This window comes from Bremerella volcania, assembly GCF_007748115.1.
Classification (GTDB): Bacteria; Planctomycetota; Planctomycetia; order Pirellulales; family Pirellulaceae; genus Bremerella; species Bremerella volcania.
Window position 1 is genome coordinate 499,096 of sequence record NZ_CP036289.1, and the last position, 23,520, is coordinate 522,615.

Annotated in this window: 16 protein-coding genes; 11 read left to right on the plus strand and 5 right to left on the minus strand. The window is 56.9% G+C overall.

All coding sequences use genetic code 11. The features are described from left to right. Positions 1-261 precede the first annotated feature (261 nt). Together Pan97_RS02105 and Pan97_RS02110 are read right to left on the minus strand one after the other, a co-directional pair. On the minus strand, positions 262-711 hold the full coding sequence (locus tag Pan97_RS02105) for a hypothetical protein (RefSeq protein ID WP_144970315.1): 450 nt from the start codon (positions 709-711) through the stop codon (positions 262-264). Positions 712-789: 78 nt separating this feature from the next. After that, on the minus strand, positions 790-1,749 hold the full coding sequence (locus Pan97_RS02110; RefSeq protein ID WP_144970317.1) for a DUF1559 domain-containing protein: 960 nt from the start codon (positions 1,747-1,749) through the stop codon (positions 790-792). A gap of 866 nt (positions 1,750-2,615) precedes the next feature. Here Pan97_RS02110 and Pan97_RS02115 point away from each other — a divergent pair. The 5 genes from Pan97_RS02115 (at position 2,616) to Pan97_RS02135 (ending at position 10,336) form a co-directional block, all read left to right on the plus strand. Beyond that, complete coding sequence (locus Pan97_RS02115; RefSeq protein WP_144970319.1) at positions 2,616-4,610, plus strand: methyl-accepting chemotaxis protein; 1,995 nt, start codon at positions 2,616-2,618, stop codon at positions 4,608-4,610. A gap of 210 nt (positions 4,611-4,820) precedes the next feature. Next, positions 4,821-5,939, plus strand: coding sequence for a GTP-binding protein (locus Pan97_RS02120; protein ID WP_144970322.1), 1,119 nt, complete (start codon positions 4,821-4,823; stop codon positions 5,937-5,939). 247 nt (positions 5,940-6,186) lie between these two features. Beyond that, complete coding sequence (locus Pan97_RS02125; protein WP_196782248.1) at positions 6,187-6,387, plus strand: hemin uptake protein HemP; 201 nt, start codon at positions 6,187-6,189, stop codon at positions 6,385-6,387. Positions 6,388-6,464: 77 nt separating this feature from the next. After that, the gene (locus tag Pan97_RS02130) at positions 6,465-7,205 is read left to right on the plus strand and encodes an energy transducer TonB (RefSeq protein WP_144970324.1); all 741 of its coding nucleotides are present in this window, start codon (positions 6,465-6,467) and stop codon (positions 7,203-7,205) included. 203 nt (positions 7,206-7,408) lie between these two features. Next, on the plus strand, positions 7,409-10,336 hold the full coding sequence (locus Pan97_RS02135; protein WP_144970326.1) for a CHASE domain-containing protein: 2,928 nt from the start codon (positions 7,409-7,411) through the stop codon (positions 10,334-10,336). Positions 10,337-10,476: 140 nt separating this feature from the next. On the opposite strand, the gene Pan97_RS02140 is transcribed toward Pan97_RS02135, so the two are convergent. Continuing rightward, complete coding sequence (locus Pan97_RS02140) at positions 10,477-10,698, minus strand: hypothetical protein (protein WP_144970328.1); 222 nt, start codon at positions 10,696-10,698, stop codon at positions 10,477-10,479. A gap of 168 nt (positions 10,699-10,866) precedes the next feature. Here Pan97_RS02140 and ppc point away from each other — a divergent pair, with 168 nt between their 5' ends. Together ppc and Pan97_RS02150 are read left to right on the plus strand one after the other, a co-directional pair. Beyond that, complete coding sequence (ppc, locus tag Pan97_RS02145; RefSeq protein WP_144970330.1) at positions 10,867-13,584, plus strand: phosphoenolpyruvate carboxylase; 2,718 nt, start codon at positions 10,867-10,869, stop codon at positions 13,582-13,584. A gap of 217 nt (positions 13,585-13,801) precedes the next feature. Further along, positions 13,802-14,884 (plus strand): alpha/beta fold hydrolase, encoded by a 1,083-nt coding sequence (locus Pan97_RS02150; RefSeq protein ID WP_144970332.1) that lies wholly within the window; start codon positions 13,802-13,804, stop codon positions 14,882-14,884. A 5-nt stretch (positions 14,885-14,889) separates the two neighbouring features. On the opposite strand, the gene Pan97_RS02155 is transcribed toward Pan97_RS02150, so the two are convergent. Both Pan97_RS02155 and Pan97_RS02160 read right to left on the minus strand, forming a co-directional pair. Beyond that, positions 14,890-16,635: a sulfatase-like hydrolase/transferase gene (locus Pan97_RS02155; RefSeq protein ID WP_144970334.1), complete on the minus strand. Its 1,746-nt coding sequence runs from the start codon at positions 16,633-16,635 to the stop codon at positions 14,890-14,892. 26 nt (positions 16,636-16,661) lie between these two features. Beyond that, positions 16,662-18,389: a sulfatase-like hydrolase/transferase gene (locus Pan97_RS02160; RefSeq protein WP_196782249.1), complete on the minus strand. Its 1,728-nt coding sequence runs from the start codon at positions 18,387-18,389 to the stop codon at positions 16,662-16,664. Positions 18,390-18,643: 254 nt separating this feature from the next. Between Pan97_RS02160 and Pan97_RS02165 the strand changes: the two genes are divergently transcribed. From Pan97_RS02165 to Pan97_RS02175, 4 genes are all read left to right on the plus strand, one after another. Continuing rightward, positions 18,644-20,104: an arylsulfatase gene (locus Pan97_RS02165; RefSeq protein WP_144970336.1), complete on the plus strand. Its 1,461-nt coding sequence runs from the start codon at positions 18,644-18,646 to the stop codon at positions 20,102-20,104. Positions 20,105-20,110: 6 nt separating this feature from the next. Continuing rightward, positions 20,111-20,248 (plus strand): hypothetical protein, encoded by a 138-nt coding sequence (locus Pan97_RS26160; protein WP_165698575.1) that lies wholly within the window; start codon positions 20,111-20,113, stop codon positions 20,246-20,248. A gap of 319 nt (positions 20,249-20,567) precedes the next feature. Beyond that, positions 20,568-21,704 carry a hypothetical protein gene (locus tag Pan97_RS02170; RefSeq protein WP_144970338.1) on the plus strand — a complete coding sequence of 379 codons (1,137 nt, stop codon included), beginning with the start codon at positions 20,568-20,570 and terminating at the stop codon, positions 21,702-21,704. A gap of 162 nt (positions 21,705-21,866) precedes the next feature. Beyond that, complete coding sequence (locus Pan97_RS02175; protein WP_144970340.1) at positions 21,867-23,333, plus strand: sulfatase; 1,467 nt, start codon at positions 21,867-21,869, stop codon at positions 23,331-23,333. The last annotated feature ends 187 nt before the right edge of the window (positions 23,334-23,520 follow it).

A 23,520-nucleotide genomic window follows, 5' to 3' on the forward strand; every position in this document is an offset into this window, starting at 1 on the left:
GGTAGATCCGACGGGATATCGTCACGCGGAGGTTCCTGGCTGATAACAGCGGATGTCATAAGACAACTCAGGGCGAGACCAAGCAAGAGGTGGCATTTCATCTTCATTCCACGGAGATTAGAGATGCCGGATGCATCGCTGAATGGTAGAGGGCTTCCGCAATAATGTCGAGCGCCGCGCGCGATCTGTGTGCGCATAAAAATAGGTGGCTGACCCTGCCAAGTCAGCCACCTTTTCCGTTCGGGAATCATGCACAAGACGTTACATCTTGGCCATGCCCTCGGGAATCTTGCCGTCTTTCGTCAACTGGAACTCGAAGTTCTTTTGATCGGGAGCCACCGTAATGCGTAGCTCCGACTGGCGGTTGTAAACCGCAGGAATGATCGAAACGCTGTCTTCAGTCAGACCGCGTTCCACTTCTTCCCGCGTGGGGTTCTTCTTGGGAACCATCTTGTGGGCATGAATCTGGACCGCCATTTCGCCGGGGGACGACTTAGCTGTGTAGTGTCCGTTCTCGATCAGGCCGCCCCCCATGCTTCCACCGTTGATCGGCATTAGCGAGATCGAACCGTCTTGAACCGGCTCGCCGTCGAGGGTGACGCTGCCTGAGATCGTGATCATGCCGTCACTGGCGCTGCAGCCAGCCAGAAAGCTTAGCGAAGCCAGCAAAACAACAAAGTTACTCAAGGAGATAAGGTGTTTTTTGTACATGGTTGGGAATGCTCCATCTGGAGGTTGGGGGAAGACCTGCTTTCATCGCGAGTCTTCCCATCCAACGGTCAGATTGGGTTACTGACTAATAACCTCGCCACCTTGGGTCGACGTCCGGGCACGCCATGCCCAGATGTCGATCGTCTCGGGAACGAAGCTGACCGAGCCGTCGAAGTTACATGCGTTCACGCCGCCTGGGTGCATGCTGAATGCGGCAAACGTCGCGGCCCACCAGTTGTCGCCACCACTGTGGCAAGGGATCTTTTGCAGGTAGTCGTTCGGGGTCCAGCACTTGCGACCGCCGTCGATTGAGGCCTTGGTATTGGGCGTCAGGTAACCGGTGAAACCAGCACCGGAAGCATAGATGCCAGCGGCGTACATGCCTTGCCAGCCTTGATCGTTCTGGTTCATGGGGACTTCCGAAACCATCACGGTGTTGCTGGTCCCGTCCGTGATCGAGGCCATGCTGCGGATGTGATCCCCCATTTTGAAGGCCGAACCGCCGTTATCGTACGTCCAGACGCCATCCCAGTTGTTGGCGTTGTGTTGATCGTAGTTCGTGTTGCCAACGCAGACCGCATAGCTGTAGCGTTGGTGCGACCAGTGGTTGTTGCCGCTGTTCGATTCGCCCAGAGTCACTGTCTCTGAAGGGCACGAGTAAACGTCGATTGGTGTCGTGCGATACAACTTGTTGTTGCCGTCGTTGGCACGCACGTTGAAGTTCAGCGTTTCGTACATGGCCGTTTGTTCGACGAAAGGAAGCAGGCGACCAAACACCGAGATCGTGTCGCCATTCCAACCGGTGAAACCGAGGTAGGGGAAGTTGCGATAGGTGTCGTGATAGTTGTGCATTGCCAACCCGATATTCTTGAGGTTATTAACGCACTGGGCACGTCGGGCGGCTTCACGAGCTTGCTGCACCGCAGGCAGAAGGAGTGCCACCAGCACGCCGATGATGGCGATCACAACAAGCAACTCGACCAGCGTGAACCCGCGTTTGGCTTGCGAGGATTCAGTAGTAAGCGAATGGGACTTCATAGCTGAGGACCTTTCACCGCCAATTGGCAGAACAAGGGGATGGGTTAGATGAGTAACTTGTCCGTGGAGAAAATCAATGAGATAAGTCCACCTGGGAGGCTCATCCGGTAAAGCTTATTTTCCGTCTTTTTTATCGAAAGTGAATGAGAAGCGACGTTTAATTTTTGAGAAGTATTGCGCTTAGCAGTTCGGCTTCCAATCGAGTTTCCGGTAGAGATTTTCCATCTAAGACAATGTTTGCGGGGATGCATTCCACTTAGCCGTTTCGGTGATAAAAGAATTGCCACCTCGAGCATGATACTTATTTCAGGTGGCCGAGTGAGAAAATGTTACGGCCTTTCCTGAGATTTATGCTCATTGATTCCCTCGGAGGCGTGGGTAGAGGTTAAGAAGTGAAATAGGTGTTTTAGTGTTTTAGACGGTTGAATTGAGTTTTTTTGCCTTGTGGTCACTGCCTCTGCGTGTGGAGCCCAGAGATCCATATCTGGCCTGTCCGACAGGGCCTCGAAGGCAAGACTGGATGCCGAAAGCAAGCCTGCGTGAGGGGCTCAATTCGCCGGCGGTCTGGAAAATGGGCGTTTGATTTCTCTTTTCAAGACTTGGCAGTACGCCGAGCGCCTGATCTTTCGCCTTTGCGTACGATCTCCTCCAAGTTGGTTTAAGTGGTTGTGTTATAAAGATTTACGACCATGGTGCGGGTGGTCGCCAAGAAAAATATCCTGTTTATTTGGCAGGCAAAAAGCTTGACTTCGTCTGGGCAGGACGTAGATAGCTGGGACGCCGAAAACGACATTCTGCGGTAGTCCGCCGCGGTCGAGTCAACGTCCAACGATTCAAAAACACAATTCCTAGGGCAGGAGATCACCATGCCAACCAGCGCAACACTCGATGCCACGCAATCCTTGACCAAACCTTCTACGCGTAAAGCTAAGACAACGACCGCAAGTTCGCGATCGGTGGAGGCCGAACTGCGAAACGAAATCGCGCTGCTGAAAGCCGAGAACGCAGCGATCCACAAGTCACAAGCCGTGATCGAGTTCCGACCGGACGGAACGATCTTGAACGCAAACGACAATTTCCTCGGTGCCGTGGGCTACACGCTGGAAGAGATCCAAGGACAACACCACCGTTTGTTCGTAGATCCGTCCTACGCCCAAAGTCCTGAGTACCGTAACTTTTGGACCAAGCTTGCCCAAGGGAACTTCGACTCCGGCCAGTACAAACGCTTCGGCAAAGATGGCAAGGAAATCTGGATCCAGGCTTCTTACAATCCGATTCTTGATGAGGACGGTAAGACCATCAAAGTGGTGAAGTATGCCGTCGACATTACCGCTCAAAAGCTGCGGGACGCCGACTTCCAAGGCCAGATCAACGCTGTGAGCAAAGTCCAGGCGGTCATCGAATTCGACATGGATGGTACCGTCCGTACGGCCAACGAAAACTTCCTGAACACGCTCGGCTATTCGCTCGACGAGATTCAGGGTCAACACCACCAGATGTTCGTCGAACCCGAATATGCTCGCAGTGCTGAGTACCGAAAGTTCTGGGATAAGCTCCGTCGCGGTGAATACGAAGCGGCCGAGTACAAGCGAATCGGCAAGGGGGGCAAAGAGGTCTGGATTCAAGCTTCCTACAATCCGATCTTCGACGCCAGCGGCAAGCCCTACAAAGTGGTGAAGTACGCGACTGACGTTACCCAGCAGAAGTTGGAAACGGCGAACTATGCGGGTCAGATGGATGCGATCAGCAAGTCGCAGGCGGTGATCGAGTTCAACATGGACGGCACCGTCCTCACGGCCAACGAAAACTTCCTGAACACGCTCGGGTATACGTTGAGCGAAATCCAGGGACGTCATCACCAGATGTTCGTCGATAAACAGTATGCCTCTAGCGAAGAGTACAAGCAGTTCTGGGCAAAGCTGAACCGGGGTGAGTTCGACGCCGCTCAGTACAAACGCTTGGGCAAGGGGGACAAGGAGGTCTGGATTCAGGCTTCCTACAACCCAATCTTCGATCTCAACGGAAGTCCTTACAAGGTCGTCAAGTACGCCACGGACATCACCAAGCAGGTCCGCATGCGTATGGCCATGGCCGAGTTGATTGCCAACGTGAACGAGAGTGCCAACCAGTTCAGCGAGAGTGCCGGCACCGTCAGCGAAGCTTCGCAGTCGGTTGCCGAAGGTGCTCAAACTCAAAGCGCCGCGGTCGAAGAGATCAGTGCTTCGGCTCAAGAACTGACCCGCAGCATTCAAGGCGTTCGGGAACGTGCCAACGAAACCGACAAGTTGGCCAACGAGACCAACGTGATCGCCGTCGAAGGTGGCCATGCCGTCACCAAGAGTGGCGAAGCGATGGATCTGATCAGGGCTTCCTCCGAACAGATCAGCGAGATCATCCAGGTGATCAGCGAAATCGCCAGCCAAACCAATCTTCTGGCACTCAACGCCGCCATCGAAGCGGCTCGTGCCGGCGAGCATGGTTTAGGTTTTGCCGTGGTCGCGGATGAAGTTCGCAAGTTGGCCGAACGAGCCAGCAACGCCGCCAAGGACGTTTCGGCACTGATCAAGGAATCGACCGCTCGCGTTGCTAACGGCGTGGAACTGAGTGCTCAGGCCGGCAGCGCACTGGAAAAGATCGTCGCCGCCGTGGAAGCCACTTCGGGCAAGATCGCCGAGATCGCAGCGGCCACCGACGAGCAGATGAGCATGTCAGAAGAGGTTTACAGCAGCGTCCAGCAAGTCGCTTCGGTGACCGAACAGTCGACCGCTTCCAGCGAAGAAATGGCAGCCAGTGCCGAAGAACTCGGTGCCCAAGCCAAGTCGCTGCGAGACCTGGTCGAAAGCTTCGACATGAGCGAGTAACTCTCGCCGAGAAAAACATGGGAAGGCTGAATTCAAGGAAATATTCAGCCTTGGGTGACAGGGGTTTGCTACAACAAAAGCGGCCCCTTTCGCCGATTCTTGAGGCAGGCCTTACGCGATAGGCCATTTCGCTCCATGTTGAATCCTCGTGCTCGATACGATATTCTTAATTCGATAAGAATATTTTCCCTTATTGAAAGAGCCCTGCCTATGTCGACTGAACCCCACAAGATCCGTTTCGTGATGCTGGGCGGCTTCCTCGGTGCTGGGAAGACGACGGCGATTGGCCGCTTGGCCAAGCAGTACCAGGATCAAGGATTGAAGGTCGGGGTGGTTACCAACGATCAAGCGGCGGACCTGGTCGATACGAACTTGCTGCGCTCGCAGGGGCTCAATGTGGGGGAGGTCGCCGGGGCGTGTTTCTGCTGCAACTTCAACGAGCTGACTTCCACCGTCGAAACACTTGCCGTTGACGAGCGTCCCGATGTGGTCATCGCCGAGCCGGTGGGCAGTTGTACGGACCTGGTCGCTACGGTCGTTCAGCCGCTAATGCAACTGTTCGACGCCCAGTTCGACGTGGCACCGTATGGAGTGATCTTGAAGCCCTCGCATGGGTTGCGGATCTTACGCAAGCAGGCTCACGGAGGCTTTTCACCGAAAGCGGCTTACATATTCGAGAAACAACTGGAAGAGGCCGACTTTTTGATGATCAATCGCATCGATGAGCTGAGTGTCCAACAAGTCGAAGAACTCGCGACGTTGCTTAGCGAGTTCGCTCCGGAAACGCCCATCCTGAGGATATCGGCCAAGACAGGCGAAGGGATGGACGCGCTGAACGAAATGTTCAATCAGCGAGGATCGTTCGGACAAAAGATTCTCGAATTGGACTACGATGTCTATGCCGAAGGGGAAGCCGAACTGGGGTGGCTCAACAGCAGCCTGGATGCTACCAGCGACGAGCCCTTCGTGCTGGACGACTTGCTGTTGGGAATCGTCGAGGGATTGCGCGAGCGCCTGGCAGCCGCCCAGGCCGAGACGGCTCACCTGAAGACGATCGGCCTCTGGGAAGGGGCCTACGGTGTGGCCAACCTCGTCAGTAGCGATACGCCGGCCGTGCTTTCGCTGGCCTCGAACTGTCGGACGAAAATGGCTCATGTGGTGGTGAATGCCCGCGTGGCGGTCGACCCCGAGTCGCTTCGCACCCAGGTCGAAGAAGTCGTCCAGGAAGTGGCCAGCCAACTGGGCATTTCGGCCGCAATGCACCAAACGCAAAGCTTCCGGCCTGGCCGACCTGTCCCGACGCACCGGTTCTCTAAGCCCAACGCCTAGGGGAGCTGTCGCCCCCGACATCAACATGCTTTGATGTTGCCGGGCGCGACATGCGTGTCACACGGCGCGACAGCATCGGCCTCGAAATGGCCAAAAACGAGGGGAAAATCGACCGGCGCGGTAGTTGCATTTACTGCTGAGGACTTCTTTTCGCGTGATTGCGAGGAAAGTCTTTCTCAAAAAGAAGTTATCCGAACGTTCGACGCGGCGTTCATCCGATTCCCTTAGCAGTGAAGTGTTCATCACCATGCATCGTAGCTATGATGGCATGGGCGGTACCCAGGTAACTGACCGCCCTCAAGCAAACCCAAACGTAGAACAGCAGCATTCGGCGGCGATTGCCTCAGCCGACCTGCTGCAGGGCCGTCGTCAGGTATGGATTGATCATGACGGGACGCTCTACTGTTTGAAGGCGACCTCGAACGGCCGCTTGTATTTAACGAAATAAGAGTCCCGTGAGTTTCAGGGGCTCGCTTTGATGTGCCTGCCCCTGCGGTTGTTCTCAGCCGTGCCGCGGCTGTTTTCATGCGACGACTCAAGACGACTCAATTTGCCATTCATTTTTCCGTCTGGAGTCATGCGGCTCTCGTGATCGTTCTTGCATGGCAAAGCATGGCATTGTTTCAGCCGGTCGATTTCGCTGGCCAACGCCAGGCGGTGACCGTTTCCGCCACGTTCGCTCCTCCGATCGTTCTCAGCGAACCGGAGCCGGTCGAGTTGGTGCAAAGCGAAATGCATGCCACTGAGTCGACCGTCGACGTCCAGCCGGATGATACCGTCGCGAAAGAATCGTTGCGGATCGAACCTACTCGCCAAACGGCTGAACTGTTGATCGAAGTCGAAACAGCCACGCCCAACGTTCAAGTCACCGAGCGTCGGCAGTTCAAGCTTCAGCCGAAGAAAGCCGAGCTGCTTGCCAGGCGATTGCCTCGGCATTCACGGCCTGTTCCGATGGCAACGACGGCCATGTCGGTTCCCGTTCCGGTGGGGACTTCCCTGGAAACGCCTCCCGACTTCTCGATGAATGCGCCTCCGACGTACCCGGTCGAAGCCGTTCGCAATGGCTGGGAAGGGGAGGTTCTCTTGCGGATTGCGGTGGCCCCCGATGGCCACGTGAGCCACGTCAGCGTCGAGAAGAGCAGCGGTTACGAGATCCTCGATCAGGCTGCCCTTCGCGCGGTACGTCTTTGGAAGGGAATACCCGCCACCCAGGCTGGCGAGCCGGTGGCTGTCGTGCGCCTAATGCCTGTCCGGTTCCTACGTTAGGTTCGTTCAGAACCCCTCTTTTGTCGCGATGGAATAATCGACACGTTCAACAAATTGCTTCTGGCCGAACTGCGGTAAGGCGAATTGCAGTTGGTTACTTTGCGTTTTGGACGTCACGTGCGTGCTGCGTAACCGATAACGATTCCGACGACCAGGCAACCGGTGCCTGGCAGTAAGAGTCGACGGTTGTCCCAGGACAGGGCATGCAGGCGAACAAGCATCTACTTCGAAGTATCGTAGAGGTCGTGGGCACGGTCGTACTGGCGGAAGTCGTCTCGACGCTGCTGGTGCCGATGGTGATTCCCCAGCTACCGACCTTCGCCGCGCATCTAATGGGTATGGCCGTTACCTTGCTGATTGCGGCTCCTCTCATCGTCTATCGCATGATGACCGTTTGGAGCATTAAATTGTCAACGGCCGCCCCCAAGTTGTCGACCGACGCGATGAGGCCGGTAATCTTGATCCTTGTTGGCGGCGTTGCCCTGACTTCAGGCATTGCCTATTGGATGGTCAGCGAAGCATACCGCCAGTCGGAAGTGGCCTTCGATGCTTTGAGTGAACGGGTCACAACGGAAGTTGCCCGGCGGATGAAAGAGTTTGAAGATGGTCTGAAGTCGCTGCGCGGACTGCATGAGGTAAGCCAGGAGCTTACGCTGGATGAATTCCGAGACTACTGCAAAGTGGTCGATCCCCAGTTGTGCTTTCAAGGGGCCATGGGGCAGGGCTACATTCAACGAGTTCCCAAAGACGACGTCAGCCAGTTCATGTCTTGGGCCAAAGAGAATCTTGGTGAAGACTTTCAAATCAAATCCGCAGGAAATCTTGATCAGTACGACGACTACTTTGTGATTTGTCACATCGAGCCGCTGGCCGACAACCAGGCTGCCTGGGGATTGGATGTTGGTTCGGAGACCAACCGCCGCGTGGCCGCGGAGAAGGCGCGGGCAACCGGCGTGCCGACACTGACCGCCAAGATCAATCTGGTTCAAGATCAACGAAGCCACCATGGTTTTCTGTATTACCTGGCCGTCTATCAGACCGGCGTTCCGCTTGATACGCGGCGGCAGCGGGAAGATGCCTTCTTGGGTTGGGTGTATATGCCGATCACCTCGGAGTCGGCCCTGGACGGCATCCTCTTGTCAGGCGACGGCAAGGTGGACGTCATGGTCTACGATACGATGGCGATCGATCCTAACAATAAGCTGTTTTGCGATCATGGTTATCATTTTGAAAGCGATCACCAGAAGCATAGCTACCAGCCGATCTTTTCCAAGTCGTACCCTCTGACTTTCGGCGGTCGACAGTGGAACGTGCAGATCAGTAGTAACCCGAACTTCGATACGAGCGGGATCTTTCTGCGTCCCTTTATGGCGACAGCGATCGGCGCGACGTTGACTATTCTCTTGGCCACGATGGTATGGAACATGGGGACGTCACGATTACGGGCCATACAACTGGCCGAGTCGATGACGGTCGACCTGAAAGCCGCCAAAGAAGAAGCGGAAGAAGGCTTTCGCCGCTTCACGACCATCTATGAAAACGTGCCGGTGGGGGTCAACGTGCTGGACGAAGACGGACGTGTCCAGGAAACCAATCCGGCCGGTTTGAGGATTTGGGAGGCTCAGTCCGAGGACGAGATCCGCGGGGCATCGCTTCTCGATCAAGTGCCCAAGCAGTCGCACAACCAAGTGATTCGAAGCCTGTGCGACGCCATGGCAGGGCGTCCATGTTGTGTCGAATTTCAAATGACTGGGCTTCGCGGCACTACGCGTTTGATCGAATTGCACGCGGTCATGTTTGAGAATCCTACGCTTCAGTACAAACAGCAATACCTCTTGGCGGCCCTTCGCGACGTAACCATGCAGCGCAAGGCCGAAGCCGATCTTCGAGACGCGCGCGAGAAAGCCGACGAAGCCAATCAAAGCAAGAGCGAGTTTCTCGCCAACATGAGCCATGAAATTCGTACGCCGATGACGGCCATCCTGGGCTACACGGATCTCTTGGCGGAACAGGTTCCGTCCGATCAGGATCAACCGGAACGCAAAGAGTATATCAACACGATCCGCCGCAACGGCGAGCATCTATTGATGATCATCAACGATATTCTCGACCTCTCGAAAATCGAAGCCGGCAAGATGACCATCGAGTCGGTTCCGATGCGGGTCGATTCGCTCGTGCGTGACGTCATGGACCTCATGCAGGTCAAAGCGGCAGCCAAGGGACTTGCTCTCGATTCGATCGTAGAGAACAAGATCCCCATGATCATTGATAGCGATCCAGTCCGTGTGCGGCAAATTCTGGTGAACTTGCTAGGCAATGCCATCAAGTTCACCGAGATCGGTCGGGTGCGACTTCGCGTGTGCTATGTGAAATCCGAGAACTGTTTGCGACTATCGGTCGAAGACACCGGTATCGGCATGAGCGAAGACCAACAGCAACGCTTGTTTCAAGCATTCGTACAAGCCGACAACTCTACCGCGAGGCGTTTCGGCGGCACCGGTCTTGGTCTGCGGATCAGCAAGCGTCTGGCTCAGATGCTGGGAGGGGATATCACCGTTACCAGCGAGCCCGAAGTGGGCAGTATCTTCTGTTTGTCGCTTGCGCTGAAATGGGTCAATGAGAATAATTGGCTAACCCCCGACGAAGCTTGTGCGGCGGCGAGCCCCAAGAAAGAAGAGGTCGAGAGTTCGCGGAACCCACCAGCTTTTGCCTTGGAGGGAATGCGAATCTTGTTAGCCGAAGACGGTCCTGACAACATCCGCCTGATTTCGTTCCATCTGCGTAAAGCGGGTGCCGAAGTCGTCACGGTTGAGAACGGCAAATTGACCGTCGAGCAGTTGACCCAGGACGGTACGATCGACGGCCCGTTGGAAGAGCCAGCACGGTTCGACTTGATTCTCACCGATATGCAGATGCCCGAGATGGATGGGTATCAGGCCACGCGACTCTTGCGCGAGAAAGGCTGCACGCTGCCCATCGTCGCCCTGACGGCTCATGCCATGGCCGGGGATCTGCAAAAATGCCTGGACGCTGGATGCACCAGCTACACCACCAAACCGATCGATCGCAAGCGACTGATCGAGGTGCTGCAGCAATACCACCCCGAGGCGATGGAGTCAGCGGTCATTTGATCTTTCGCCGCAGGCTACATTCAACCGGCCTTTCAGGCCGTAGGATTCGCGCATCCTTCGTTCCCTTTTCTGAAGAAGGAAATGCTCTGCGATTGATGCCGTGTAAGGTGCCATGCTCGCACGCTACTACGAGGTTGCTCTTACCGCTGCGGCACGGTTGTGGGCGGTTTTTCGCTTGATCCTTCTGCCCGGGCTGGCTTGCCGGCCATGAACCGGTTGCAGCCGCCGTTGCCGGTGATTCTCAGGTGGAAGGGCTGCAGTTCTTGTTCGATGCAGTACCCGCACGTTTGGTCTTCGATCGAAGCATCTGGCTCGATTTGCCACCACTTACAGCCTTTGCATAGACCCCATTGTTCGGACATGGCTCGTCTCCTGGATTGGACGTCGTTAATTTTGACATGTGAGATACGGGTCATTGCACATAGCGTGCCGGATTCAGCTGGCGGGTCCCCCTACGAAATGCGGCCGATTCGCGGTAACCTATTACCTAGGCGAAGATTAGGCATCGAAGAAGCGAGACGAGTACAAACATGTATCACGAAGAGCATGTACCAGGGTTGAATCTGTTGGTTGAGTTGCTCGACCAGGTTGTTCGCGAACAGGTCGGCGATTCGCTGGCCGAGACGATGAGCCGTATCCGCCGGATGTCGCTCGAGCGACGGTCCGGCATCCCGGATGCCGAAGAACGCCTGCTGGCGGAAATCGGTCGCATTCCCAAAGATCAACTACGCAGCGTGATTCGCTGGCTGAGTCTCTATTTTGATCTGGCCAATCTGGCCGAAGATTACCACCGCGTACGAATTCTCGATCAGCGCGCCGAGGAAGCCGAATCGGAAGGCCTGCCACGCAGCGAATCGATCGCCGATGCGATTCGCCAACTGTGCGAAAGTGGCTGCACGGCGGCCGAGATGCAGGACTGGCTCGACCGCCTGGCGATCACCCCTGTCTTCACCGCCCACCCGAGCGAAGCCAAACGCCGCACCACCCGCGAACTACTGCGGCGCCTGCGCGATCATCTGCCGTACTTGGAAGTCCATCCGCACGACGAAGACTTTCAGGCAGCCCTGAGTGATCTGACGCTACTGTGGCAGACCGACTCTCTTCGCCCGCAGCGCCCCGGCGTGATGGGGGAGGTCGAGCGTGGTTTGTTCTTTGCCGAAGCGTTGTGGGACGTCGCTCCACAAATCTATCACGAAATGCGTATGGCCTTGGCTCGCTACTACCCTACGCACCAGTTCGAGCTGAAGCCGTTCCTCACGTTTGGCAGTTGGATCGGTGGCGACCGCGACGGGCACCCGTTTGTGACCGCCAAGGTTACGCAAGCGACGCTGGGTCTGCTGCGTAAAACCGCCTTCGAACGGCATCTGTCTTATTGCCGCGAATTGAAGAAGACCTTGGTTACTTCCGATCGTCAGGCCGCCGTCAGCGACGAAATTCGCGAACGTCTGGCAACCGCGACCGAGCACTGGCCGGAGCTTTCGCAGCGTCTGGAAGAGGTTTCGCCTAACGAGGTTTACCGCTGCTATTTGAAGATGATCGAGTTTCGCTTGGAGGCCTCGCTCGGTTTAGCAAATGTCGAGGGAGACGAGCACGTCGCCTATCAACAGCCGGAAGAGTTGATGGAAGAGGTCGAAATGCTGCGCGATAGCATGCTCGAACATCAAGGCCGCCGCGTCGTCGAGCGATACCTGGACCCCTGGAAAGATCGTCTGCAAACGTTCGGCTTCCACTTCTTCTCGCTCGATATCCGGCAAGACTCGGACGTCCATCGCAATGCGTTGCGCGAGATTCTGTACGCCGATCTTCCGGAAGATCAGAAGGTTGAAGAAGCCGACTGGCTCAAGCGGCTTTGCCAGCTCGAGCGGCCGGAGGTCGATACGGCCAAGCTCAGCGAGATGACGCAAGAGGTGTTAGCCACCTTCGGCGTACTGGCCGATACGATGGCGGTCGGTGGACCGAAGCCGTTTGGCGGGTACGTCATCAGCATGACGCATCAGCCTGCCGACGTGATCGCCGTGCTGTGGCTGTGGAACTTCGTTTGGAATCAGAAGCATCCCGGCAAGCCGCGGCCTTACCTGCCGATCTCGCCGCTGTTTGAAACGATCGACGACTTGGAGCGGGCTCCGATCATCTTCGAGGCGATGCTCAAGCAGCCGGTCTATCGTGATTACCTGGGACAGCAAGCACGGCTGGAACAGATGATCATGGTGGGCTACTCCGATAGTACCAAGGATGGTGGTTACCTGACCGCTTCCTGGAACTTGCACCAGGCCCAGGAACGCCTGGCCGAGGTGGCGGCGAAGCATCATGTCGAAATGACCATCTTCCACGGTCGGGGCGGCAGCCTGGGACGCGGCGGCGGTCCGGCGGCTCGTGGTATTCAGTCGCTGCCTCCCCAAGCGGTCGATGGCAAGCTGCGTCTGACCGAACAAGGGGAAGTGCTGGCCGAACGGTATGACAACGCCGTGATCGCCCATCGGCATATCGAACAGCTCACTAGCGCCACGCTGTTGGTCAGCGCGTCGACTCCTTCGCCCGAGATGGAAAACTGGAAGGAGATGAGCGAGTCGATGAGCCAGGCAGCGCTGGCCAAGTATCGGGAGTTGGTCTCGCATGAAGACTTCCTGCGCTACTTCGATCAGGCCACCCCCATCAGCGAGATCGAAGGCCTGCCGATTGGTTCGCGTCCCGCGCGGCGTCGTGCTCGGAAGTCGCTCAAGGATCTACGGGCCATTCCGTGGACGTTTGCCTGGACCCAGTCGCGGCAACTGCTGCCGGCGTGGTACGGCATGGGGACCGGCATTCGCACGCTGGTCGATGCGCAGGGGGGCGACTGGGAACCGCTGCAAGAGATGTATCAAGAGTGGCCCGTCTTCCAGGCCACGATCGACAACGCCGAACTGGCGCTGGCCAAGGCCGACATGGACATTGCCCGCGACTACGCCGAGCTGGCCGGCACGGCTCAGGAAAGCATCTGGAAGATGATCGACGAAGAGTATCGATTGTCGTGCGGGGCGATCTGTCTGATTCGGCAGCAGCATGAACTGCTGGAAAAGATCGGCTGGCTCAATCGCAGCATTCGCAGCCGCAACCCTTACGTTGATCCGTTGAACCTGATTCAGATTCAACTGATCAAGCAAAGCCGCGAGAGTGGCGAGGCGGCCAGCGAGGAAGGAACCGACGGCCTGGCCCAGATGGTTCGCCTTACCATCCAAGGCATCGCCGCTGGATTGCGATCGACGGGTTAGTGATCCAGTGCTTAGCATCCGTGACCATAGTTCTGGTTGGCAGGTCATTTACGGAAATTACCCTCTTGGTGCGATGCGCTATCGCTTCTCGCATCCCGCCAGAGGATGCCCCCTGCTATTGGGTGTTGGATTGAAAAGAAATGCTATGAATCTTGTCGCAAAACGCTAGACTAACATTCCTAGCCAATCCCTTATCCAACTCCCACCGACAACTGCCATGAAATGCATCCGCCCCTTGCTACTGTGGGGATGGTTCGTCCTTGCCGTTGGTTGTGTTCCCACAGCTGATTTGTCGATGCCGCGGTTTCAGCCGCGACCGGTCGTCTGGTTGAATAACTGGCAGCCGCAAGAGCCAACCGCATCTCGCAGCGAGGCGGAGCAGTTCCTGCAAAAAGGGGATACCCTGAAGGCCCTCGGCATGTATGACTCGGCGGAAGAGATGTACGTCCGTGCGGCCAACGCCGATCTCGACTTCGCCTTTCCGATGTATCAACTCGCATGCAACTACGAGTTGTGTGGCAAGCACGACGAAGCTTACGTGGCGTTTCAACAGGCCATGCAGCGCGGCTTCGACGACTTTCCGACGGCGCTGCACGATGACGAACTCGGTAAGATTCGACGTCGTAGTGATTTCAATGAGTCGTTGGCAACGATTCGCACGAGATACATCATCGCCGCTGCCGAGCACGTCGGCCAGCCGATTGCCGTTCGGCCGGAAACGGACAAACCCCCACAAGGATGGCCCATCATCCTGCTGTTGCACGGTTACGGGGATAGCCACCTGAGCTATCTCGACGAAGCAAAACTCTGGTCCAAGCAAGGTTTCGTGGCCGTTGTTGTTCCTGGCAGCGTTCCCACGCATGGCAGCTATTACCAGTGGTCGCACGATTCGATCGAGCCCACTCACGAAGACCTGCAAAAAATCGTGAACGCGCCGCTGTTCGACGGCGTGATCGATTTGAATCGTGTTTACTTGTTGGGCTTTTCTCAGGGAGCCCTGCACGCGATGCTCGTGACCCAGGAGCACCCCGACCAGTACGCCGGTTGCGTGTCGCTTTCCCCCGGAGGAAGCCTGGTGAGTCAACTGACGCGGCCGTCGCTTGATCCCAGACAGGGGACGGCCCGGTTCGTTTTGATTCACGGCGACGAAGAACCGCACGCACCGCTGGTCAAAATCTGGGCTCGTGAGTGCGACAAGGCGAAGTGGATGTTCGAAAGCCAGACCCACCCAGGCGGTCATCATTTCCCAGACGATTGGGAACAACGCTTACCGGCGATTGCCACGTTCCTGCTGAAGTGACGCCCTTACTTCGCGAGATTTCTTAAGGGAATTGTCTCGCTACCTTGGTCGATCGTGATCAACTCATGATAACGACCATCTAGGCTTTCGACCGAGAAGACATGCCCTACGAATGTATTGATCGGACGTTTCTCGCCGGGGGAAATATCAAACCGATTGCGACGCCGCCCCGCCGGGTCTATCCAGGTGATCCGGACGTTGCCACCATGGCTATTCTCGAATACGACGTTCGTTCTCTTGCCTCCCTGGGTCGAGTGTATCCGCGGCCGTAGAACGATCTTGTGGGGGACAAGCACCTTTTGAAAGCGGGCCTGCAGGTCGGCTTCCACTTCGGGGTGCTTGCCGAAGACGTTGACGTTTTCCTGGGGATCATTTTCGTGATCGTACAGCTCTTGATGCTTGATGGTGGCGTCGTTCGTGTCACGCCACTGGACGTAGTGCCAACGGTCGGTCCGAATGCCATTGCCCATCAGCGGCTGCCAGAGGTATTGGCTGTAAGCGACGCCTGTGTGGGTTGCCGTGGGGTCATCAAGCAGATGGGCGGCACTCTTACCGTCAACAAAATCGGGAACCGGCAGACCAGCCAGGTCACACAGGGTCGGGAAAAGATCGAGTGACTCGACGATGCGATTGGTTCGCTGGCCGTTGGATTTGGCCTGCGGATCGCGAATGATCAACGGAATACGCGTGTCGATCTCCAGGTTGGTCATCTTGCCCCACGCGTTGTGTTCCCCCAGCTTCCAGCCGTGATCGCTCCAGAGAACCACAATCGTGTTGTCGGTTAGCTGCTCTTGGTCGAGGGCATCCAGCAACTTGCCTACCTGGGCATCGATGAACGACACGGACGCGAAATAAGCATGGCGATACCGACGCGCGTCGGCCTCGTCGACGCTTCCTTCGTGCGGCTTGGGAACGTTGATCGCATCGGCGTAGTGGGTCATCTCGTAATTCGTACCGACCGACACCTCCGGCGAGTTCTTGGGTGGATAGGGATTGGGGGCCAGCGGCAACGACTCGCGGTCGTACTTGTCCCACCATCGCTTCGGCGGGCACCACGGCAAGTGAGGCTGGATATATCCCACGGCCAGCAGAAACGGCTGCTCGCTTTGAGAAAGCTCTTTCAAGCGATCGACCGCCATCTCGGTCAACTCGCCGTCGAGGTGTTCGACGTCGGCGATATCAGGGGCGTTGGCGATCACGCCGCGCAAGTTGTTGTAACGCCAGTCATCTTCTTCAATCGTTTGGGCAACCTTCGCGCGAAATGCTTTTTGCTCAGGGTTGTAGTGCGTCAATTCAGCACTGGGCCACCGATGCTCGCGGCTCCACGAGCGTGGATCTTGCCATGGGTTATGGAAGATCTTCCCCATGCCTTCGCAGGTGTAGCCATGCTGGCGAAAGTATTGCGGAAGGGTCACGGCATCGGGCATCGTTTCCCGAAAGTGAAAATGAAGCGTCCAGCATCCCAGTCGATCGGGGCGAATGCCGGTGAAGGTACTTGCCCGCGATGGATTGCAGACGGCAACTTGCACGTAGCAGCGATCAAAAGCCACACCGCTCTCCGCCAAACGATCGATGTTTGGAGAAAGGATGTGGTCTGCCCCGTAACACTTCAGTTCCGGCCGTAGATCATCGATGCAGATCAGCAAAACGTTGGGACGCTCGGCTGATTCGGCCGCACAGGCAAACGCAGGCCCTAAGGGGGCCCCCCAAGCAATCGCAAACAGCATATGGCGAATGAGTCGGACATACATGAATCACCTGGGGATGCAGCGGGAAACTATTTGGCAGGGATAATTGCCTGAGCGGAGCGATCGTCGACTTTGAAATACCCTAGCGGCTTATCTTGAAGGTCGGTAATTTGCCATACGGCACCTGGACGCGTGGCTTGCCGGGCGGTCTTGGTGGGCTGGATTTCCTCGTAGAATTTCGGTTGTCCTTGGCGGTCGATCCAATACAGCTTGACCGGTTCTTCCGTTTCGTTGATGAAGAAGACCGGAAACTGCGAACCATCCGGCCGCGAGGGAGGTGCCTTGTCTTCGCCAAGACGTACCCATTTCAACTTGTTGAGTGATTGAATGCTAGGCTCAGGCTTGTCGGCGAACCGGGTGGGACCTTTCGCGCGAAGCTCGGCCAGCTTGTCAGCGTACTGCGGATCGCCGGCCAGGTTGGTCCACTCGTACCGATCCGCTTCGACGTCGTACAGTTCTTCATCGCCGTTGGCGTAGTGAATGTAACGAAAGCGGTCGTCACTCAAGCCGTAGTCGCCTGGGTGGTGTAAGTAGGTCACCGAGACATGGGGCCAGTTCCCCTCAGCATCTTTCAGCAGCGGCGTCAGGCTCGGGCCATCATGCACCTTGTTCGCTGTCAAGCCGCACAGATCGAACAGCGTTGGAGCGAGGCTCACCAGGTTGACCGGCTGGTCGCAGATGCCAGGCTTGGTTCCTTCCGGCAGGCCAGGACAGTTCTTCGGGACGCGGATCATCAGTGGTATCCGCGTGCAGGCGCGCCAAGCGGTGTATTTCTGCCAGTGCTCTTTCTCGCCCAGATGCCAGCCATGGTCGGACCACAGCACGACGATCGTGTTATCGGCGTACTCGCTGTTATCTAGCGCATCGAGCACGCGGCCGAGCATGGCGTCGGCAAAGTGAATCGAAGCGAGGTACGATTGGATCGCGTGTTTCCACTCGCCATGTTTGCGGATGTGGTCGAAGTAGCGATTGGGACCATGCCGCTTTCCTTCCGGCGGCAGATCGGCCAGGTCGTCTTCCCTATAACCCGGCGGAATCTGGATCGACTCAAGCGGGAAGGGCTCGAAGTATTTCGCCGGCACAAACCAGGGTTCATGCGGGCGATAGATGCCGCAGGCAAGGAAGAACGGTTTGTCGTGCTTCTTGGCCAGTTGCTCAGATACCCACTGACTGACCTTGTAGTCGCCACCAAACTCTTCATCGCTCGCATCGAGTGCGCCCCAGTCGGTTTCGACGTATTGCCAAGGACCAGCCCGCGGCAGGCTGAGGGGCCGCTTGTCTGGGTAAAGCGTCTCGGGAATCGGCATTTCGGAGGAGGGCTTGGGGAAGTAATCGTCCCAAGACTGGGCATCGATGATGTAGTGCAGCATCTTGCCTGAGCCGGTCGAGTTGTAGCCGTTCTTCGAGAAGGTCTTGGGAAGCAGTTCGACGTCGGGCAGAACTTCACGCAGAACTTGATCGTTGGCATACACGCCGGAGACGTTCGGCGCGATGCCGGAGAAGATTGAAATCCGCGAAGGATTACAGGCCGGCGCCGCGCAGTGAGCATTGGTGAACAGCACGCCTGATTGGGCCAACCGGTCGAGATTGGGGGTGATCGTTTGCGGATGCCCACCCATGCACCCGATCCAGTCGTTCAGATCGTCCATGGCGATGAAGAGTACGTTGGGCTTCGTCCCTTCCATGGCCTGTGCATGGCAGTTTCCTACACAGAAAACGAGTACGAACACGACGGTTGTGATTAGATAGTTGTTCATAGAACTGATTGAACTTCGTTTCCGCCAGCGGTTCAATGAATAATTCGCCATGGTCGACGCGGAAAAAATACAAAAAGGTGAAGGCCAGTCGCGGATCCGCGCAAGATGGGCCCGTCGTGCTGAAAAGTTCTGTCAAGCCGCGTTTGTTTTCCCAGCAATTCGCTTCGCGCGTTGACGCTCGGTACCAAACAAAACATACTGTGATTTCCCTAGATATCTTCCCTCAGAAGCCGTTCTCGCCGGAGTCTACTGCCATGCGTCGCCCGTTTTTCCTCATCCTCATGTTGGGCCTCAGCGGCCTGCTTGCCATGGCTTCAGTCAGCGACGCCGCCGAGCGCGCCCCGAACATCGTCTTCATCCTGGCAGACGATCTGGGTTACTCGGAACTGGGCAGCTACGGGCAGCAAAAAATCAAGACGCCGAATTTAGACCAACTGGCTAAGGAGGGCATGCGATTCACCGACTTCTATTGCGGGAACGCCGTATGTGCTCCTTCACGTTGCGTGATGCTTACCGGCAAGCATGGTGGGCACGCCTATATCCGAGACAACGGCGATCCTGGCCAGATGCTGCCGGAAACGAAAGCACTGGGCGCCGAGTTCCCTGGTCAGAATCCAATCCCGGACGAAGAAGTCACCATCGCGGAGATGCTCAAGCAAAAAGGCTACGCCACGGCGGCGATCGGCAAGTGGGGCCTCGGGCACTTTGGCACCACCGGCGATCCCAACAAGCAAGGCTTTGACCTGTTCTATGGCTTCAACTGCCAACGCCACGCCCACAATCACTATCCGAAGTACCTGTGGCGTAATCGTGAGAAGGAAGTGCAGCCTGGGAACGATCGCACGCTGCATGGCGAGACCTATTCGCAAAGTCAGTTCCGTGATGTGGCGATCGAGTTCATCGAAGCCAACGCCGATAGGCCGTTCTTCCTTTATTTGCCGTTTGCCGTGCCGCATCTCTCCATTCAAGTTCCCAACGAAGACCTGGATGAGTATGCCGACATGAAGGAAGACGACTACGAGCACCATGGCTACCTCAAGCATCCCAAACCGCACGCTGGTTACGCGGCGATGATCACGCATATGGACCGCGACATCGGCGCGATCCTGGATACGATTGAAAAGAAGGGGCTGACCGACAACACGGTGGTCATGTTCAGCTCAGACAATGGGCCAACATACGATCGACTCGGCGGAAGCGACTCCGACTTCTTTGCTTCGGCTGGCGGTTTCAAAGGGCTCAAGGGTAGCTTGTACGAAGGGGGCATTCGCGTGCCGCTGATTGTGAAGTGGCCAGGGCACGTGAAGCCGGACACGGTTTCGCATCACTTAGCAGCGTTCTACGACCTGATGCCAACCTTCGCCGATATTGCCGACGTGAAGGCGCCTGAAGGAATCGACGGCATCAGCTTCCTGCCGGAACTGCTTGGTAAGGAGCAGAAGGAGCACGAGTATCTCTACTGGGAATTTCGCGCATACGGTGGCCAACAGGCAGTGCGTATGGGAGACTGGAAAGCGATTCGCCAGAACATGATGCGTCCGAAGGTGGCCAATGCCGGCAAGCTCGAACTGTACAATCTGAAGAGCGACCCAGGCGAATCGAAGGACGTCGCTGCCGAAAACCCCGCAATGGTAGCCAAGGCAGAAGCGGCCATGAAAGAAGCTCACACGCCATCTGAATTGTTCCGCATTCCGATGCTGGACGGAAAGAAGTAACAGACTATGTCAGGGCCAACGTTCGGTATCGGCATATTTGAACTCGTGATCCTGGCCGCTATGGGAGGCGGCTGTCTGATCGGTGTGGGTGGTCTGGTCGCGTTCGTTTTGCTATCTGCAAAGAAGTCGAACGACGAGAAATAACTTCTTATCATCTACCGCCGTAGCAACGCTTTACCGCCACGGCTTTAGCTAAAATGGGCAGCTAGCGTCATTTTTGCGGAAATTTGCCCTAGGAACGTTACGTCCATTTGGTTAGCCTTTGAAAACTTTACAAGTCGGCGATACGCATTGCCACGGCTGAACGGATTGACGCCGGGACGCGTATCGAACTGGGCTGTCTGTGCTCCGATGACCCCAACAACCCACGGGATGCACGACAGCGAAGCCTGAATACGTTGCCGCCAAGCCACCGCATGATGCGACGGAGTGGACGGGAACCCCATTGCTTGGAGCCTGCTATATGAGCATGGATGCTCGCGTGACTCGTCACGCTTTGGTGACGATGTGCGTCTGGACCTTTCTAGTCGCCGCCGCTTCTGCCGCCAGCGTTCGCGGAACCAATTTCCTGGTTACCGCCCAAGACCCGCAACTGGCCAAACAAGTTCTTGAATTGGCTGAAGTCTACCGTCGTGACCTGGCCAACGAGTGGCTCGGACGCGAACTGTCTCCCTGGTCGCAGCCATGCCCCATCACCGTTCGCGTCGGCGGCGGTGCAGGCGGGCAAACGAGCTTCGCCTTCCATCAAGGCGTGCCGTTCAACTGGACCATGGAAATCTTCGGCCCGCGTGAACGCATCCTCGATAGCGTTCTGCCTCACGAGATTCTGCACACGATCTTCGCCACCCATTTCGGCGGACCGCTGCCGCGCTGGGCCGACGAAGGAGCGTGTACCACGGTCGAACACACGTCCGAAAAAGATAAAAACACGACGCTGCTGTATCGCTTCCTGAAGAGCGACCGCGGCATCGCGTTCAACCAGATGTTCGCCATGAGAGAGTATCCGGCCGACATCCTGCCACTGTACGCCCAAGGCTACTCGCTGGCTCGCTTCTTGATCGCCCAAGGTGGCAAGCAGAAGTACGTGCAGTACGTCGGCGAAGGGATGCGAACCAACAACTGGACCGCGACGACCAACAAGTTCTACGGACACCCCAGCCTGAGCAGCCTACAGATTGCCTGGTTGGATTGGGTTCGCGATGGATCGAACGAAGGGATGATCGACAGCTACACGCCGACCCAGCTGGTTTCCAATCAGCAGCAACCGGATAACGGCGTCGGCATCGTCCGCGGTCAAAGCCCTCAAGCCAAGGGTAACGAAATCGCTTCGGCCCGCGATGATCAGAACCGTCCGTCACCCCTGACCGGACCGATCATGCCGGTCGGCCATCAGGAAGACATCACGCCCCGCGAACAAGGCGTCAGTGGTGGTTTCTACTCAAGCGGAGGCCGCCTGGCCTCGGAAGAAACCGAACCGCGAACTTCATCGGTCCCTGCCGATCGCCGCGAGATTCGCCAGATCGATGCCATGCCGATCCCGGGCAAGGCCAAGAGTGCTCCGACGTTCTACCTACCAGGCGGGACTTCGCTGTACCGATAACAATCACAAAGCAATCCACACGTGATCGAAATGGCCGCTCGGGGCAACCTGAACGGCCATTTTGCGTTGGGGCTCGATTCGGGTTGTTGGGTTGGAGTACCATGGAAGTCGACGTCCTCCTGGGTATTCACTTGCCGCTGCGAAACCTCTTCGAGACCCATCATGAAACCTGTCCGTTCTGCCTCAGTGATTCTTGTTACGGTGGCTGTTCTGCTAAGCCTCTTCTCCTCTGCTCAGGCTGCCAAGCCGAATGTGTTGTTCATTGCCGTGGATGACTTGGCTTGCACGCTGGGATGTTACGGCGACGTCGTCGCACGCACGCCGAACATCGATCGGTTGGCGGCCGCGGGCACCTGCTTTCGGCGGGCCTATAACCAGTTGCCGCTGTGCAATCCGACGCGGGCATCGGTCATGACGGGACTGCGGCCCGATCAGATTAAGGTGTACGATCTCGATCGTCACTTTCGCGATGAAGTGCCCGATGTGGTGACGTTGTCGCAGGCCTTTCAAAAGGCAGGCTACTTCACCGCGCGCGTCGGGAAGATCTATCACTACAACGTGCCTGCTTCGATTGGAACCGATGGCTTCGACGATCCTCCTTCGTGGGACCGGACCGTCAATCCGAAGGGACGCGACAAGGACGAAGAGGCGCTGATCTTCAATGCGGAACCACATCGCAAGATCAGCGCGTCCCTCAGTTGGTTAGCCGCCGAGGGTACTGCTCTGCAGCAAACCGACGGCATGATCGCCACCGAAGCGATCAAGATCATGCGCGAGAAGAAGGACCAACCATTCTTCTTGGGCGTCGGCTTTTTTCGCCCCCATACACCGTACGTGGCTCCGAAAGAGTTCTTCGACCTGTATCCACTCGATTCGTTGCGATTGCCTTACGCTCCGGAGAATGACCGCGACGACATCCCCACGGCCGCGTTCGCCCACAACTGCCCCGTGCCGAACTATGGCCTCGACGAATCGACGTTGTTGAAAGCGACCCAGGCTTACTACGCCTGCGTCTCGATGGTCGATGCCCAGGTCGGGCGTCTGCTGTCGGCCTTGGACGAGCTTGGCCTCGCCGAGAACACGATCGTCGTTTTCTGGAGCGATCACGGCTACCACCTGGGCGAGCATGATGGCATCTGGCAGAAGCGAACGCTGTTCGAGCAGGCAGCCCGCGCTCCGCTGATCGTTTATGTTCCAGGTCAGAAAGGGCAGGGGGCCTGCGACCGGATTGTGGAGTTCGTCGACATCTACCCGACGGTAACCGACCTGGCAGGCGTCGAAGCGCCGGACCACCTGGCCGGTCGTAGCCTCCGCCCGTTGATCGATGATCCACATGCCCCATGGAACGGCCAAGCCATCACGCAAGTCCTCCGCCCGGCCGATGACCGCTTGCCGGAAATGGTCATGGGGTGCAGCATCCGCACCGATCGCTACCGCTACACCGAGTGGGGCGACGGCAAGTACGGCGTCGAACTATACGACCACCATGCCGACCCGAATGAGTTCAACAACCTGGCCCAGGAACCTGACGAGCAAGCCCAAAAGGTATTGGCGGCGCTTCAGAGTCAGCTTAGGAAAAAGGCCTCAGGCAAGACGCCAACCGCGCCGGTGAATCCGGCTCGGTTGTAAAGGGAAGCGAATGCGGGGAGGAGAGAGTTGTAGCCTTCCGATGTAAAAGGGCGACTATAGGCATTATGGTGTTCACATGCTGTGGGTTCTTACTGGATTGGTTGCTTGTTCTCAGAGGAAATCTAGGGAAACATTTCGTTGCTGCGTGCTTGCAGATGTTGTCCTGAGTGAATCGCTCATGACGGTT

What these genes read in the sequence shown, in the direction of transcription:
- Pan97_RS02140 (WP_144970328.1), bottom strand. Translation starts at nt 10,698, where the DNA reads ATGTCCGAACAATGGGGTCTATGCAAAGGCTGTAAGTGGTGGCAAATC.
- Pan97_RS02175 (WP_144970340.1), top strand. Translation starts at nt 21,867, where the DNA reads ATGAAACCTGTCCGTTCTGCCTCAGTGATTCTTGTTACGGTGGCTGTT.
- Pan97_RS02130 (WP_144970324.1), top strand. Translation starts at nt 6,465, where the DNA reads ATGCGACGACTCAAGACGACTCAATTTGCCATTCATTTTTCCGTCTGG.
- ppc (WP_144970330.1), top strand. Translation starts at nt 10,867, where the DNA reads ATGTATCACGAAGAGCATGTACCAGGGTTGAATCTGTTGGTTGAGTTG.
- Pan97_RS02105 (WP_144970315.1), bottom strand. Translation starts at nt 711, where the DNA reads ATGTACAAAAAACACCTTATCTCCTTGAGTAACTTTGTTGTTTTGCTG.
- Pan97_RS02165 (WP_144970336.1), top strand. Translation starts at nt 18,644, where the DNA reads ATGCGTCGCCCGTTTTTCCTCATCCTCATGTTGGGCCTCAGCGGCCTG.
- Pan97_RS02150 (WP_144970332.1), top strand. Translation starts at nt 13,802, where the DNA reads ATGAAATGCATCCGCCCCTTGCTACTGTGGGGATGGTTCGTCCTTGCC.
- Pan97_RS02110 (WP_144970317.1), bottom strand. Translation starts at nt 1,749, where the DNA reads ATGAAGTCCCATTCGCTTACTACTGAATCCTCGCAAGCCAAACGCGGG.
- Pan97_RS02160 (WP_196782249.1), bottom strand. Translation starts at nt 18,389, where the DNA reads ATGAACAACTATCTAATCACAACCGTCGTGTTCGTACTCGTTTTCTGT.
- Pan97_RS02155 (WP_144970334.1), bottom strand. Translation starts at nt 16,635, where the DNA reads ATGTATGTCCGACTCATTCGCCATATGCTGTTTGCGATTGCTTGGGGG.
- Pan97_RS02125 (WP_196782248.1), top strand. Translation starts at nt 6,187, where the DNA reads ATGCATCGTAGCTATGATGGCATGGGCGGTACCCAGGTAACTGACCGC.
- Pan97_RS02170 (WP_144970338.1), top strand. Translation starts at nt 20,568, where the DNA reads ATGAGCATGGATGCTCGCGTGACTCGTCACGCTTTGGTGACGATGTGC.
- Pan97_RS02120 (WP_144970322.1), top strand. Translation starts at nt 4,821, where the DNA reads ATGTCGACTGAACCCCACAAGATCCGTTTCGTGATGCTGGGCGGCTTC.
- Pan97_RS02115 (WP_144970319.1), top strand. Translation starts at nt 2,616, where the DNA reads ATGCCAACCAGCGCAACACTCGATGCCACGCAATCCTTGACCAAACCT.
- Pan97_RS26160 (WP_165698575.1), top strand. Translation starts at nt 20,111, where the DNA reads ATGTCAGGGCCAACGTTCGGTATCGGCATATTTGAACTCGTGATCCTG.
- Pan97_RS02135 (WP_144970326.1), top strand. Translation starts at nt 7,409, where the DNA reads ATGCAGGCGAACAAGCATCTACTTCGAAGTATCGTAGAGGTCGTGGGC.